General features: G+C 71.6%; 17 protein-coding genes. 7 read left to right on the top strand and 10 right to left on the bottom strand.

Annotation, left to right across the window (positions count from 1 at the left end; all coding sequences use genetic code 11):
* Positions 1–95 precede the first annotated feature (95 nt).
* Complete coding sequence (locus VFW79_RS08660; protein ID WP_329676907.1) at positions 96–464, bottom strand: SixA phosphatase family protein; 369 nt, start codon at positions 462–464, stop codon at positions 96–98.
* Between the two features lie 89 nt (positions 465–553).
* Entirely contained in the window at positions 554–1,240 is a 687-nt protein-coding gene (gene fabG, locus VFW79_RS08655; protein ID WP_414647921.1) for a 3-oxoacyl-ACP reductase FabG, read from the bottom strand.
* A 196-nt stretch (positions 1,241–1,436) separates the two neighbouring features.
* Here fabG and VFW79_RS08650 point away from each other — a divergent pair, with 196 nt between their 5' ends.
* Genes VFW79_RS08650 through VFW79_RS08640 form a run of 3 tightly spaced genes read left to right on the top strand, consistent with a single transcriptional unit; the run spans position 1,437 to position 2,877 of the window.
* Complete coding sequence (locus VFW79_RS08650) at positions 1,437–1,766, top strand: DUF3099 domain-containing protein (protein ID WP_329676906.1); 330 nt, start codon at positions 1,437–1,439, stop codon at positions 1,764–1,766.
* A complete protein-coding gene (locus VFW79_RS08645; protein ID WP_329676905.1) occupies positions 1,763–2,032 on the top strand; it encodes a hypothetical protein in 270 nt (89 codons plus the stop codon). Before VFW79_RS08650 ends, VFW79_RS08645 begins: the two co-directional genes overlap by 4 nt.
* On the top strand, positions 2,029–2,877 hold the full coding sequence (locus tag VFW79_RS08640; RefSeq protein WP_329676904.1) for an SURF1 family protein: 849 nt from the start codon (positions 2,029–2,031) through the stop codon (positions 2,875–2,877). Before VFW79_RS08645 ends, VFW79_RS08640 begins: the two co-directional genes overlap by 4 nt.
* Before the next feature lie 24 nt (positions 2,878–2,901).
* Here the strand turns inward: VFW79_RS08640 and VFW79_RS08635 are convergent, their stop codons facing one another.
* Positions 2,902–4,500 carry an ABC-F family ATP-binding cassette domain-containing protein gene (locus VFW79_RS08635; RefSeq protein WP_329676903.1) on the bottom strand — a complete coding sequence of 533 codons (1,599 nt, stop codon included), beginning with the start codon at positions 4,498–4,500 and terminating at the stop codon, positions 2,902–2,904.
* A 195-nt stretch (positions 4,501–4,695) separates the two neighbouring features.
* Here VFW79_RS08635 and VFW79_RS08630 point away from each other — a divergent pair, with 195 nt between their 5' ends.
* The 4 genes from VFW79_RS08630 (at position 4,696) to ypfJ (ending at position 7,682) form a co-directional block, all read left to right on the top strand.
* Positions 4,696–5,346: a biotin transporter BioY gene (locus VFW79_RS08630; protein WP_329676902.1), complete on the top strand. Its 651-nt coding sequence runs from the start codon at positions 4,696–4,698 to the stop codon at positions 5,344–5,346.
* 16 nt (positions 5,347–5,362) lie between these two features.
* Positions 5,363–6,085: an ABC transporter ATP-binding protein gene (locus tag VFW79_RS08625; RefSeq protein WP_329676901.1), complete on the top strand. Its 723-nt coding sequence runs from the start codon at positions 5,363–5,365 to the stop codon at positions 6,083–6,085.
* Positions 6,082–6,723 carry an energy-coupling factor transporter transmembrane protein EcfT gene (locus tag VFW79_RS08620; protein WP_329676900.1) on the top strand — a complete coding sequence of 214 codons (642 nt, stop codon included), beginning with the start codon at positions 6,082–6,084 and terminating at the stop codon, positions 6,721–6,723. The genes VFW79_RS08625 and VFW79_RS08620 overlap by 4 nt, the downstream gene beginning before the upstream one ends.
* Positions 6,724–6,788: 65 nt before the next feature.
* Positions 6,789–7,682 carry a KPN_02809 family neutral zinc metallopeptidase gene (gene ypfJ / locus VFW79_RS08615; protein ID WP_329676899.1) on the top strand — a complete coding sequence of 298 codons (894 nt, stop codon included), beginning with the start codon at positions 6,789–6,791 and terminating at the stop codon, positions 7,680–7,682.
* Positions 7,683–7,751: 69 nt separating this feature from the next.
* On the opposite strand, the gene VFW79_RS08610 is transcribed toward ypfJ, so the two are convergent.
* The 7 genes from VFW79_RS08610 to sufB form a co-directional block, all read right to left on the bottom strand.
* Entirely contained in the window at positions 7,752–8,102 is a 351-nt protein-coding gene (locus VFW79_RS08610; protein WP_109133180.1) for a metal-sulfur cluster assembly factor, read from the bottom strand.
* On the bottom strand, positions 8,099–8,593 hold the full coding sequence (gene sufU, locus VFW79_RS08605) for a Fe-S cluster assembly sulfur transfer protein SufU (protein ID WP_329676898.1): 495 nt from the start codon (positions 8,591–8,593) through the stop codon (positions 8,099–8,101). Before sufU ends, VFW79_RS08610 begins: the two co-directional genes overlap by 4 nt.
* Positions 8,590–9,927, bottom strand: coding sequence for a SufS family cysteine desulfurase (locus VFW79_RS08600; protein ID WP_329676897.1), 1,338 nt, complete (start codon positions 9,925–9,927; stop codon positions 8,590–8,592). Before VFW79_RS08600 ends, sufU begins: the two co-directional genes overlap by 4 nt.
* 58 nt (positions 9,928–9,985) lie before the next feature.
* The gene (gene sufC, locus VFW79_RS08595) at positions 9,986–10,750 is read right to left on the bottom strand and encodes a Fe-S cluster assembly ATPase SufC (protein ID WP_109133178.1); all 765 of its coding nucleotides are present in this window, start codon (positions 10,748–10,750) and stop codon (positions 9,986–9,988) included.
* A 2-nt stretch (positions 10,751–10,752) separates the two neighbouring features.
* Positions 10,753–11,100, bottom strand: coding sequence for a non-heme iron oxygenase ferredoxin subunit (locus tag VFW79_RS08590; RefSeq protein ID WP_329676896.1), 348 nt, complete (start codon positions 11,098–11,100; stop codon positions 10,753–10,755).
* On the bottom strand, positions 11,097–12,371 hold the full coding sequence (sufD, locus tag VFW79_RS08585; protein ID WP_329676895.1) for a Fe-S cluster assembly protein SufD: 1,275 nt from the start codon (positions 12,369–12,371) through the stop codon (positions 11,097–11,099). Before sufD ends, VFW79_RS08590 begins: the two co-directional genes overlap by 4 nt.
* On the bottom strand, positions 12,371–13,332 hold a 962-nt coding region (gene sufB / locus VFW79_RS08580; RefSeq protein ID WP_329676894.1), incomplete at its 5' end, for a Fe-S cluster assembly protein SufB. The genes sufB and sufD, both read right to left, overlap by 1 nt.

Raw genomic sequence — 13,332 nt, 5'->3', positions numbered from 1 at the left:
ACGTCTGTCTCGAGGACGGAGTAGATGCCCGTCGGCATCCCGACACGGACCCGCGCCAGGCATGGTTCGTCAGATCCGGGGCCGGCCAGCGTCGCTCACGCTTCCGAGACCGTGGTTTCGTGGCCGACGAGCAGGACCGTGCGGACGTCCGACGACACTGCGCGGACCACCTCCAGCAACGCCCGGACCCCGGCCGAGTACAGCGCGTCGCTGATCTCCACCACCGGCTGTGCACCGAGCGACGAGCGCACGAGGTCCCAGGTCTGGCGGGTCCGGACCGACGAGGAGCAGAGCACGAGCTCGGGGTTCACACCCGCGGCCCGAAGCGTGGCACCCACGCCGGCCGCCTGGCGGCGACCGACGAGCGACAGCGGACGCAGCTGGTCGGCGATCTCGCCCCCGTGCTCGGCCTTCGCATGACGGAGCAGGACGAGCCGGCGCGGGGTGGTGCTGAGGTCTTCCACGCCCCAAGAGTCGCATCGTGCGCGCTCCCGCGTCGACGTGAACGAACCGGCTCGGCTCGGCGGGGGGTCTCAGCGGTGCGCGCGCGTCGTCAGTGGCCCATACCGAGACCGCCGTCGACGGGGATCACGGCACCGCTGATGTACCCGGCGTCCGCGGACGCGAGGAACTGCACGGCGGCGGCGACCTCGTCGGGCAGCGCGAACCGTGCGAGCGGGATCGCGGCGCGGTAGGCGTCCTGACGTGCCTCGGGCAGCTCCGCGGTCATGGCCGTCTCGACGAAGCCCGGCGCGACGACGTTCGCGGTGATCCCGCGCCCGCCCAGCTCGCGTGTGAGCGAGCGGGCCATGCCGACGAGCCCGGCCTTCGACGCCGAGTAGTTGACCTGGCCGGGCGAGCCGTACAGCCCGACGACCGATGAGATGAGGATGATTCGTCCCCGACGGAGCCGGATCATGCCCTTGGACGCGCGACGTACGACCCGGAACGCCCCCGTGAGGTTGACGTCGATGACGTCCTCGAACTCCTCGTCGGTCATCCGCAGGACGAGCTGGTCGCGCGTGATGCCGGCGTTCGCGACGAGGACCTCGACCGGTCCGTGCTCGGCCTCGATCGCGCTGAACGCCGCGTCGACTGAGGCCGAGTCCCGCACGTCGCCGATCGCGCCGAAGACGCCCTCCGGCAGGTCCCCGCTGCGGTAGATGGTCGCAACCTTGTCGCCGGCCGCGACGAAACGCTCGGCGATCGCCCGGCCGATCCCCCGGTTCGCCCCGGTCACAAGCACGCTTCGTGGTGCGGGTCCACCCGCTGTGATGTCTGACACGAGAACCGACGCTATCCGACGGACGGTCCTCGGCGCCGTACGACGGACCTCACGCTCGGGCCTCCGAGTTGTCCGGTGGGCACAACGGCGCACGGCCGCCAGTCGGCACCAGCGCCGGATCGACCACGGCACGCCGGTCTAGGATCGGGAGGTGAGAAGGAAGCGACCGGGCACCGGCGAGGTGCATCGGATCACGACCGCCGCCGACCCCCTGGCCGACGACATCGCGCGGCGCACCCGTCGATACCTCGTCCAGATGGGTGTTCGGGTCGTGTGCTTCCTCCTCGTCGTGATCCTGTGGAACCGGATGCCGGTGTGGCTCTCCGTCATCCTCCTCGTCGCCGCCGTGGTCCTGCCGTACATCGCGGTCATCCTCGCGAACGCGGGCCGCGAGCGGCCCGACGACCCGGTGGAGGTCGTCGACACCCGCACGCTCGGACCCGGCACGGGTACCGGCCAGCTCGATGGAGGCAAGCGATGACCCTGTCCGTTCCCACGCCGGACGCCGTCCAGGACCTCATCTGCAGCGCGCGCGGCTGTCGCGAGGAGGCGACCTGGGGTCTGCTCTGGAACAACCCGAAGCTGCACACTGTCGAGCGCCGCAAGGTCTGGCTCGCGTGCGACGGCCACCGCGCACAGCTCGAGGAGTTCCTCGGCGCGCGCTCGTTCCTGCGTGACGTCGTCCCCGCCACCGAGCTGCCCGGGGCTGACGTTCCCGCAGCCGACCTGCCGGTGGGCGACGGATGATGAAGCCGCACGTGCGGCGCGCCGTGTCGCTCCTGCTGCTCGCGCTCGCCCTCGGCGTCACCTGCACGTTCCTGGGACGGTGGCAGTGGAACCGGCATGTCGCCCGCGACGCGCAGATCCGGCTCATCGAGGACAACTACTCGGCCCAGCCCGTCCCGCTGTCGACGCTGGTCGCGACACCGGACGAGGCGTTGCCCGCCGACGCCGAGTGGCGCCAGGTGACCGTCACGGGTCGCTACGAGACCGACGCGACCGTGCTGCTGCGCAACAGGCCGATCGGCGGCATGGCGGGCTACCACGTGCTCGTCCCGCTCGTGGTCGCGGACGGGGGCGAGGCCGGAGCGGTGCTCGTCGTGGACCGAGGATGGGTCCCGACGGGCGAGAACGGCACCGAGGTCGCGGGTGTCCCGGCGCCCCCCGCCGGCACCGTCACGGTGACCGTGCGGCTGCGCCGTGACGAGGCTGCGTCGCCGCGGTCCGCACCGCCCCGCCAGGTCCAGGCGATCTCGGTCGACCAGGTCCTCGCCGCCGGTGACGCCATCCCGACGACCACCGGCTCGCACAGTGCCTACCGGGTCTACGGCGAGATGGCGGCCGAGGACCCCGCACCGGACCACGCGCTGGGGGCGCTGCCTTCGCCGAGCACCGACCCCGGCTCGCACCTGTCGTACGCGTTCCAGTGGTGGACGTTCGCTGTGGGCTCGCTCGTCGGCTTCACGGCCATGGCTCGGCGCGAGCTGCAGGACGGCTCCGCTGCGGGCCCCAAGGTCCGCCCCGAACGACGTCGACGGTCGCCGAGCGCCGAGGACGAAGAGGACGCGCTCGTCGACTCCCAGCTCGGTTGACGCGCGCCGCGCACCACGCCCGGGTCAGGCGAGCGAGATGAGGTCCAGGTAGTCCGAGCTCCAGTGGTCCTCGTCGCCGTCGGGCAGCAGGACGACGCGCTCGGGGTTGAGCGCCTCGACCGCACCCTCGTCGTGGCTCACGAGGACGACTGCGCCGGCGTAGCTGCGCAGCGCACCGAGGATCTCCGCGCGGCTGGCCGGGTCCAGGTTGTTGGTGGGCTCGTCGAGCAGCAGGACGTTGGCGGACGACACGACGAGCGCCGCCAGGGCGAGCCGCGTCTTCTCGCCACCCGACAGCACGTGCGCGGGCTTGTCGGCGTCGTCGCCCGAGAACAGGAACGACCCGAGCACCGAGCGCACCTGGGTGTCGGTGAGGTCGGGCGCCGAGCTGCGCAGGTTCTCCAGGACGGTCCGGTCGAGGTCGAGCGTCTCGTGCTCCTGCGCGTAGTACCCGAGCTTGAGCCCGTGACCGGCGTGCACCTCCCCGGTGTCCGGGGTGTCGATCCCGGCGAGCATGCGCAGCAGGGTCGTCTTGCCCGCGCCGTTGAGCCCGAGCACCACCACGCGGCTGCCCCGGTCGATCGCGAGGTCGACGTCGGTGAAGACCTCCTGCGATCCGTACGACTTCGACAGCCCGCTCGCGGTGAGCGGTGTCTTGCCGCACGGTGACGGGTCGGGGAAACGCAGATGGGCGACCTTGTCGGACGCCCGCACGTCGTCGAGCGAGGACAGCATGCGCTGGGCCCGCCGGGCCATGTTCTGCGCCGCGACCGCCTTCGTGGCCTTCGCGCGCATCTTGTCGGCCTGCAGCAGCAGCACCGCGGCCTTCTTCTCGGTGTTGGCGCGTTCGCGCTTGCGCCGCTTCTCGTCCGTCTCGCGCTGCACGAGGTAGGCCGCGTACCCGAGGTTGTACTGGTCGAGCTCGGCCCGGTTGGCGTCGAGGTAGAACACCTTGTTCACGGTCGCCCGCAGCAGCTCGACGTCGTGGCTGATCACGATGAAGCCGCCCGCGTACGTCCGCAGGTAGTCGCGCAGCCAGAGGATGGAGTCACCGTCGAGGTGGTTGGTGGGCTCGTCGAGCAGGAGCGTGTCGACGCCCGAGAAGAGGATCCGAGCGAGCTCGACGCGCCGACGCTGGCCACCCGAGAGCGTCCCGAGCGTCTGGCCGAGCACGCGGTCGTCCAGTCCCAGGTTCGAGGTGATCCGGTGCGCCTCGCTCTCGGCCGCGTACCCGCCCGCGGCCGAGAACCGCGCCTCGAGCCGCGAGTAGCGCTCCATCGCAGCGTCGCGCGTCTCGTCGATCGCGCTCGCCATCGCGCCCTCGGTCTCGCGCATGGCGTTGACGATCTCGTCGAGGCCGCGGGCGGACAGCACGCGGTCCATCGCGAGCATGGCGAGGTCGCCCGACGTCGTGTCCTGCGGGAGGTAGCCGACGTCGCCGGACCGCGTGATCTGTCCGCCGGTCGGGAGGGTCTCCCCCGCGAGCGTCTTCGTCAGCGTCGTCTTGCCCGCACCGTTGCGCCCGACGAGACCGATCCGGTCACCCGCCGCGATGCGGAAGCTCGCCTCCTCCAGCAGCACGCGCGCGCCGACGCGCAGCTCGATGGCATGGGCAGTGATCACTAGGTGTCCCTCCGGGGTCGGCGAACCGCCGACTGCGGTTTCCTCCGAACGCCACGCTCCACTGTTGGGTGCGGGCACAAACGCGCCCCAGTCTACGACCGGCTAGCGTTGCAGGCGGCCGCAGGCCCTCAGACCAATCATCTCGGGCGCCGTGCCGGGCCCTCCACCGACGTGCCACAACCCCTTGGAGCTCCGATGCCCGACGCACCTGACAGCTCGATCCCCGCCCTCGGACTGGGCGCCGCCGCCCACCCCGTCGCACCCGCGGTCCCCGTGGCCCGGTCCTCGGCAGCCACCGACGTCGCGCTCGTCGCGACGTTCGCCGCCTTCATCGCGGTGTGCGCGATCCTGCCCGCGATCCCGGTCCCCGGCAGCGCCGTACCGATCACGCTCCAGACGTTCGGCGTCATGCTCGCGGGGCTCGTCCTCGGCGCACGGCGCGGCGCTCTGGCCGCCCTCCTGTACCTCGCGGTGGGGGCTGCGGGCCTGCCGGTCTTCTCGGGCGGCGCCGGCGGTGTGGGCGTGTTCGCTGGCCTGTCGGCCGGCTACCTGCTCGCGTTCCCGCTGGCTGCGGCGCTCGCGGGCTACCTCGCGACGCGGGCCGGTGGGCTGCGGCCCTCGGTGCGCTACGTGGCCCTGTTCGCCTCGGCCACCGCTGCGAGCCTCCTGCTGATCCACCCGATCGGCATCGCGGTCATGGGGTGGCGCGGTGGGCTCTCCGTCTCGGAGGCCCTCGTCGCAGGGTCCCGCTACATCCCGGGTGACCTGATCAAGAACCTGCTCGCGGCTCTGGTCGCGAGCGCGGTGCTCCGGGCGTTCCCGGACATGGTCCGGCGCCGTCCCTGACGCACCGGGACACCACATGATCGAGCTCGACGCCGTCACCGTCACCGCCTACGCCTCGCGCGACGGCTTGGGCCCGACGAGTGACGTCGTGACGCTCCTCGGTCCGGTGACGTGCCAGCTCTCCGAACGACGGATCGCCGTCATCGGCGCGAACGGGTCGGGCAAGTCGACGCTCGCGCGGCTCGTCAACGGGCTCGTCCTGCCGTCGTCGGGCACGGTGCGGGTCGACGGGCTCGACACGGCCCGGGACGGACGCGCCGTCCGGAGCCGCGTCGGATTCGTCTTCACCGACCCGGACGCCCAGCTCGTCATGCCGACGGCCGTCGAGGACATCGCGCTCTCCCTGCGCCGGCTCGGTCTGCCGGCCGCGGAACGCACCGAGCGCGCCCACGAGATCCTCGCCCGGTTCGGCCTCGGGGGGCGCGGCGACGTGCCTGTTCATGCGCTCTCGGGCGGCCAGAAGCAGCTGCTCGCCCTCGCCGGCGTGCTGGCGACCGAGCCGACGGTCCTCGTGTGCGACGAGCCGACGACCCTGCTCGACCTGCGCTGGCGCAGGGTCGTCGACGACCTGCTCGACGGGCTCGCCCAGCAGGTGCTCCAGGTCACGCACGACCTCGAGGCCGCAGCCCGCGCCGACCGCATCCTCGTCGTCGACTCGGGCGCTGTGGTGTTCGACGGCGAACCGGGCCCGGCCGTCGACGCGTACCGCGCTCTGATGGCGCCACGGGTCTCGCCATGACCCGACGGACCCACCCGGCGCGGCGCAGCCCGTGGGCCGGGCCGCTCGGGCTGTACCGGCCCGGCACGACGCCGCTGCACCGGGCCGGGCCGGGGGCCAAGCTCGGCGGACTCGCCGCTCTGGGAGTCCTGGTCGTGGTCCTGCGCGGGCCGGCGAGCGCCATCGCCCTCCTCATCGCCGCGCTGGGCGCCGCCGCACTCGGTCGGCTCCCGCTGTGGTCCACGGCGCGCAGAACCCTCCCGGTGCTGCTCACCGCGACGCTGCTCGGCGCCTACCAGTGGTGGGCGCGCGGCTGGCAGGTCGGTGCGGAGGTCGCCGTCGACCTCGTGACGCTCGTCCTCGCGGCCACCGTCGTGACATCGACCACGCCGGCTGACCGCACGCTCGACGCGCTCGGTACCGCCGCCCGTCCGCTGCGTCACGTCGGGCTGCCGCCCGAGAACGTGGCCCTCGCCGTCGGGATCATGCTCCGCGCGATCCCGGCGCTGCTGGAGACGTTCGCCGAGACCCGCGACGCGGCACGCGCCCGCGGGCTCGACCGATCTCCGCGCGCGCTGCTCGTCCCGGCCGCGGTCCGCACGGTGTCGCGCGCCCGCGCGACCGGCGACGCGCTCGCGGCCCGCGGCCTCGCCGACTGAGCGTCGAAGGGAGCCGTCCGCCGCCTGCCGTGCGGACGATGCGGGCAGGACGTACTTTGTCCGACATGACTTTTGCCGAGGGTGGCAGCTTCGAGGGCGGCCGCGTCAAGACCAGCCGGGGCCGGCGAGGCGCGGCCGCGGGCGGTGGGGTGGGCCTGCTCGCCATCGCCGTCTATGTGATCTCGCAGCTGACCGGGGTCAACCTCGCGCCCGTCGTCGACGCCGTCCAGGGCGGCGCGGCACCGGGCGCCGTGCAGGCGACCGAGGGCACCCTCGGGACGTGCAGCGCCGCGGAGGCCAACTCCCAGCGCGACTGCCGCCTGTCGGCGACGGTGTACGCGCTCGACGCGTACTGGGCGCAGACCCTGCCCGCGAACAGCTTCACGTTCTCGCAGCCGGACGTCTACAGCTTCGAGTCCACGATGGAGACCGGCTGCGGGACCGCATCCGCCTCGACCGGCCCGTTCTACTGCCCGCCTGACAAGGCCATCTACATCGACCTCGGCTTCTACGACCTGCTGCAGAGCCAGTACGGCGCATCGGGCGGCTCGCTCGCCGAGATGTACGTCGTGGCGCACGAGTACGGACACCACATCCAGCAGATCACCGGCGTCATGGACCAGGCGAACCGCCAGGGAACGGGTGCCGACTCGGACTCCGTGAAGACCGAGCTCCAGGCCGACTGCTATGCGGGTCTGTGGACCGGCCACGCCGCGACGACGGTCGACCCGAAGACCGGTGTGACGTTCCTGAACCCGATCACCCAGGCCGAGCTGTCCGACGCGCTGTCCGCCGCGCAGGCCGTCGGCGACGACCACATCCAGCAGCAGTCGATCGGCGGCGTGAACCCCGACACCTGGACGCACGGGTCGAGCGCCGAACGCGAGCGTTGGTTCATGACCGGCTACACCCAGGGGACGATCGCAGCGTGCGACACGTTCAGCGCGGCAAGCCTCTGACGGCGGTCAGCCGCTGAGTCGGACGGTCTGGAGGACCGACCGCCGGCCCGCAAACAGCCACGTCCTGCATCAGATGTTGAAGCCGAGCGCCCGCATCTGCTCACGTCCGTCGGGCGTGATCTTCTCGGGGCCCCACGGCGGCATCCACACCCAGTTGATGCGGAACCCGTCGACGAGCCCCTCGAGCGACATTCCGGCCTGGTCCTCGATGACATCCGTGAGTGGGCAGGCCGCCGACGTCAGGGTCATGTCGATGACCGCGTGGTTCTGCTGGTCGACCATGACGCCGTAGACGAGGCCCAGGTCGACGACGTTGATGCCAAGCTCAGGGTCGATGACGTCGTGGAGGGCCTCCTCGACGTCCGCGGCAGTGGTCGGCGACGGGTTCGCAGGCGCGGCACCCGGCGTGGTGGTGGTCATGCGTCCTCCTGTGGGGTGCCCGGCGACGTCGCGCCGGTCTTGATCAGGGCATCCTGCAGCGCGGCCCAGCCGAGCAGCGCGCACTTGATCCTGGCGGGGTACTTCGCGACGCCGGTGAAGGCCGTCGCGTCGCCGAGCAGCTCCTCGGCGTCGTCGTCGAGCCCGAGTCCGCGCGCGTTCATCAGTGCGCGGAAGGTGCCGGCGAGCCGGTCGACCTCCTCGAGGTCGGCGCCGACGACGAGGTCGTGGAGCACCGAGAGGGACGCCTGCGAGATGCTGCAGCCCTGCCCGTCCCAGCTGACGTCCCGGACGATCGGCCCGCCCGCGTCGTCGAGCTCGACCCGGAGCGTGACCTCGTCGCCGCACGTGGGGTTGATCTGGTGAGACTCGCCCGCGAGCAGGCCGAGCGGCTGCAGCCCCCGGCCGTGCGGTTCCCGCGCGTGGTCAAGGATGACCTGCTGGTAGAGCTGTTCCATCGCATCGATGCTCATCGCACGTCCTTCTGACCCGCCGTGACGACCGGTACGCCATCCACTCCGAAGAACGCTCGGACACCCGCCAGTGCTTCCCGGAAGACCTCGACCTCGTCGAGGGTCGTGTAGACGCCCGCCGACGCCCGGGCGGACGCGGCGACACCGAGCCGCCGGTGCAGGGGCTGGGCGCAGTGGTGGCCGACGCGCACGGCGACGCCCGCGTCGTCGAGCACCTGGCCGACGTCGTGCGCGTGCACGCCGTCCACGACGAACGCCACCGTCGCGAGGCGGTCGCGGGTGTCGGTCGGCCCGAGGACGCGCACGCCGGGGACCGACGCGACCGCGGCGAGCAGCGCGGCCGCGATCTCCGCCTCGTGGCCCGCGACGGCAGGCATGCCGAGCTCGTCGAGGTAGCTCGCGGCGGCGCCCATCGCGATGGCCTGCGACACCATCTGCGTGCCTGCCTCGAACCGCTGGGGCGGCGGCGCGTAGGTCGCGTGCTGCATGGTGACGACCTCGACCATCGATCCGCCGGTCGTGACCGGCGGCATCGCCTCGAGCAGCTCACGGCGTCCGTACAGCGCACCCACGCCCGTCGGTGCGAGCATCTTGTGCCCGGAGAACGCCGCGAAGTCCACGCCGAGCGCGTGCAGGTCGACGGGCAGGTGCGGGACGCTCTGACAGGCGTCGAGCACGGTCAGCGCGCCGACCTCGCGCGCCCGGGCCACGAACGGAGCGACCGACGTCACCGCCCCCGTCACGTTCGAGGCATGCGTGAACGCCAGGACCCGCGTGCGCTCGGTCACGACCGTCGCGAGCTCGTCGAGCCGGATCCGGCCGTCGTCGTGCACCCCGAGCCAGCGGAGCGTCGCTCCCGTCCGGGCGGCGAGTTCCTGCCACGGCACGAGGTTGGCGTGGTGCTCGGCCTCGGTCACAACGATCTCGTCGCCGGGCGCGAGCGCGAACCGCCGTGCCGCCTCACCCCCGCGACCCAGAGTCGCGTTCGACATGGCGTACGCGACGAGGTTGATCCCCGCAGTCGCGTTCGAGGTCCAGACCAGCTCTCCCGGGTCCGCTCCGACGAAGGACGCCACTCGTCCCCGCGCGTTCTCGAACGCCTCGGTCGCCTCTTCGGCGAGCTGGTGCGCCCCGCGGTGCACCGCGGCGTTGCGCTGGAGGTAGAAGTCCTGCTCCGCGTCGAGCACCACGTCGGGCTTCTGCGAGGTCGCCGCAGAGTCGAGGTACACCAGGGGGCGCCCCCCGCGGACGGTGCGGGCAAGCAGCGGGAAGTCTGCCCGCACGGCGGCGAGCTCACCCGGCGTGAGCCGGGTGGCCTGCGAGATCTCGGTCACGGTCGGTCCTTGCTCTCCTCGGCGGGACGTTGCACGACGCGCGGTGCGGCGTGCAGCGTCAGGCCGTCGCCCCGTCGGTCAGGAAGCGGTCGTAGCCCTCGTCCTCGAGCCGGTCGGCAAGCTCGGGCCCGCCCTGCTCGGCGATCCGCCCGTCGACGAACACGTGGACGAAGTCCGGCTTGATGTACCGCAGGATCCGCGTGTAGTGCGTGATGAGCAGGACGCCCACCTCGCCGCTCTCGCGCACGCGGTTCACGCCCTCCGACACGATGCGGAGCGCGTCGACGTCGAGGCCGGAGTCGGTCTCGTCGAGGATCGCGAACTTCGGCTTGAGCAGCTCGAGCTGGAGGATCTCGTGGCGCTTCTTCTCGCCGCCCGAGAACCCCTCGTTGACGCTGCGCGCTGCGAACTCCGGGTCCATGCGCAGCAGCTCCATGGCCGCCTTGACGTCCTTGGTCCACGTGCGCAGCTTGGGTGCCGTGCCGTCGATCGCTGTCTTGGCGGTCCGCAGGAAGTTCGTCACCGACACCCCGGGGACCTCGACGGGGTACTGCATCGCGAGGAACAGCCCGGCACGCGCCCGCTGGTCGACGGTCATGGTCAGCACGTCGGCGCCGTCGAGCGTCACCGTCCCGCTCGTGACCGTGTACTTGGGGTGACCGGCGAGCGAGTACGCCAAGGTCGACTTGCCCGAGCCGTTGGGACCCATGATCGCGTGGGTCTCGCCGCTCGCGACGGTCAGATCGACGCCGCGCAGGATCGGCTTGGGGCCTTCCTTGGTCTCGACGCTGACGTGCAGGTCGTGAATCTCTAGCGTGGCCATACTCAGCTCTCCTCGGAGGATCCGTTGGCGTCGACGTCGACGAGCACGCGCTCGCCGTCGACGGTCAGGGGGTAGACGGGGACGGGACGGACGGCCGGTGGGCTCAACGGCTTGCCGGTCCTCAGGTCGAAGCGGGAGCCGTGCAGCCAGCACTCGATCGTGCTGCCCTCGACCTCGCCGTCGGACAAGGACACCTGCCCGTGCGAGCAGATGTCGGAGATCGCGTGCAGCGCGCCGTCCTCGTCGCGCACGACGGCGACCTCGACAGGACCGCTCGCACCGACCAGCTCGACCCGCAGCGCGCTGCCGACGGCGACGTCCGCGACGTCACAGGCAAGCTGGGCGCTCACAGGCTGTCCTCGAGCCCCGCGAGCGTGGGTCCGGCGTCGAGCACGCTCATGCTCTTCTCGAGCTCGGCGTCGATCGCCGCCGTGAGGCGCTCCTCGACCTCGGGCACGCCGATCGCGTGGATGAGCTCGGCGAAGAAGCCGCGAACCACGAGCCGGCGTGCGTCGGGCTCCGGGATGCCGCGCGAGCGGAGATAGAACAGCTGCTCGTCGTCGAACCGGCCCGTGGCGCTCGCGTGCCCGGCGCCCGCGATGAGACCTGTCTCGATCTCGAGGTTCGGCACCGAGTCGGCGCGGGCCCCCTCGGACAGGACGAGGTTGCGGTTGAGCTCGTAGGTGTCGGTGCCCTCGGCGGCCGCCCGGATGAGCACGTCGCCGACCCACACCGTGTGGGCACCGTCGCCCTGCAGGGCGCCCTTGTACGTGACGCGCGACCGGCAGGACGCCACCGCGTGGTCGACGAAGAGGCGGTGCTCCTGGTGCTGGCCCGCGTCCGCGAAGTACAGCCCGATCATCTCGACCGAGCCGTTCTCGCCGACGAACTCCGCGTCAGGCGTGATGCGCACGACGTCGCCGCCCAGCGTGACCACGATGTGCTTGAGCGTCGCGTCCCGGCCGAGTCGCAGGCGGTGCGAGGACGCGTGCACCGAGCCCGGGGCCCAGTCCTGGACCGAGATGACCGTGAGGTGCGCGCCGTCCTCGACGATGACCTCGACCGTCTCGGCGAGCGTGGCCGGCCCGATGTGGTCGATCACGACGAGTGCCTCGGACAGCTCACGGGCGTGCACGAGCACGTGCGACGCCGTCGGCTTGCTCGCGTCGATGCCCTCGACCCGGATCGTCGTCGCGGTGGACGCGACGGCCTGCGCCGGGATCGTCACGACGGTCGCGCGCTGGAACGACGCCCATGCCGTCGCGGCCGTCCGGTCGCCGGGCTTGCCGGCCTGGCCCAGGCGGACGTCGTCGCGGTCGACGACCTCGACCGTCACCTCGGGTGCCTCGATGACCGTCGTGATGACCTTGGGCCCGGTGAGCTCGGCGTCGAACAGCGGGGCCAGCCGGTCGACCGGCGCGAACCGCCACTCCTCCTCGCGCCCGTTCGGCACGGGGAACTGCGCGAGGTCGAACGAGCTGACGCGGTCCGCGCGGCTCGACTGGGGCGTGCCACCGCGACCGTGCTGGTGCGCCCCCTCGGCGACCGCCCGCGAGTGGTCGGTGGAGAGTCCGCGCGGCGCGCCGGTGGCCTCGTCGAAGTCAGTAGTCGTACTCGTCATCAGCCGACGGCACCTTCCATCTGCAGCTCGATCAAGCGGTTCAGCTCGAGGGCGTACTCCATGGGCAGCTCCCGTGCGATCGGCTCCACGAAGCCGCGCACGATCATGGCCATGGCCTCGGTCTCCTTCATGCCGCGCGACATGAGGTAGAAGAGCTGGTCCTCGCTCACGCGCGAGACCGTGGCCTCGTGGCCCATCGACACGTCGTCCTCGCGGACGTCGACGTACGGGTAGGTGTCGGACCGGGAGATCTGGTCGACGAGGAGTGCGTCGCACAGCACGTTCGACGCCGAGTGCGAGGCGCCCTCGAGCACCTGCACCAGACCCCGGTAGGACGTGCGTCCGCCACCGCGGGCCACCGACTTCGACACGATCGAGGACGACGTGTTCGGGGCCGCGTGCACCATCTTGGCGCCCGCGTCCTGGTGCTGACCGGCGCCCGCGAAGGCGATCGACAGGGTCTCTCCTCGCGCGTGCTCACCCATGAGGTAGATCGCGGGGTACTTCATCGTGACCTTGGAGCCGATGTTGCCGTCGACCCACTCCATGGTCGCGCCCTCGGCCGCGGTGGCCCGCTTCGTCACGAGGTTGTAGACGTTGTTCGACCAGTTCTGGATCGTGGTGTAGCGCACCCGCGCGTTCTTCTTGACGATGATCTCGACGACCGCCGAGTGCAGCGAGTCGGACGTGTAGACGGGAGCCGTGCAGCCCTCGACGTAGTGCACGTACGAGCCCTCGTCGGCGATGATCAGCGTCCGCTCGAACTGGCCCATGTTCTCCGTGTTGATGCGGAAGTACGCCTGCAGCGGGATGTCGACGTGCACGCCCGGCGGGACGTACACGAACGAGCCGCCGGACCACACGGCCGTGTTGAGCGACGCGAACTTGTTGTCGCCCGACGGGATCACCGAGCCGAAGTACTGCTCGAAGATCTCGGGGTACTCGCGCAGACCCGTGTCGG

The organism is Cellulomonas sp. (assembly GCF_036279715.1).
In the GTDB taxonomy this organism is placed as follows: Bacteria; Actinomycetota; Actinomycetes; order Actinomycetales; family Cellulomonadaceae; genus Cellulomonas_A.
Note: the sequence above shows the minus strand (reverse complement) of the source record. Positions and strands in the feature narration are given on the sequence as shown.

What these genes read in the sequence shown, in the direction of transcription:
- VFW79_RS08645 (WP_329676905.1), top strand. Translation starts at nt 1,763, where the DNA reads ATGACCCTGTCCGTTCCCACGCCGGACGCCGTCCAGGACCTCATCTGC.
- VFW79_RS08640 (WP_329676904.1), top strand. Translation starts at nt 2,029, where the DNA reads ATGATGAAGCCGCACGTGCGGCGCGCCGTGTCGCTCCTGCTGCTCGCG.
- VFW79_RS08630 (WP_329676902.1), top strand. Translation starts at nt 4,696, where the DNA reads ATGCCCGACGCACCTGACAGCTCGATCCCCGCCCTCGGACTGGGCGCC.
- VFW79_RS08625 (WP_329676901.1), top strand. Translation starts at nt 5,363, where the DNA reads ATGATCGAGCTCGACGCCGTCACCGTCACCGCCTACGCCTCGCGCGAC.
- VFW79_RS08620 (WP_329676900.1), top strand. Translation starts at nt 6,082, where the DNA reads ATGACCCGACGGACCCACCCGGCGCGGCGCAGCCCGTGGGCCGGGCCG.
- ypfJ (WP_329676899.1), top strand. Translation starts at nt 6,789, where the DNA reads ATGACTTTTGCCGAGGGTGGCAGCTTCGAGGGCGGCCGCGTCAAGACC.
- VFW79_RS08610 (WP_109133180.1), bottom strand. Translation starts at nt 8,102, where the DNA reads ATGACCACCACCACGCCGGGTGCCGCGCCTGCGAACCCGTCGCCGACC.
- sufU (WP_329676898.1), bottom strand. Translation starts at nt 8,593, where the DNA reads ATGAGCATCGATGCGATGGAACAGCTCTACCAGCAGGTCATCCTTGAC.
- sufC (WP_109133178.1), bottom strand. Translation starts at nt 10,750, where the DNA reads ATGGCCACGCTAGAGATTCACGACCTGCACGTCAGCGTCGAGACCAAG.
- sufD (WP_329676895.1), bottom strand. Translation starts at nt 12,371, where the DNA reads ATGACGAGTACGACTACTGACTTCGACGAGGCCACCGGCGCGCCGCGC.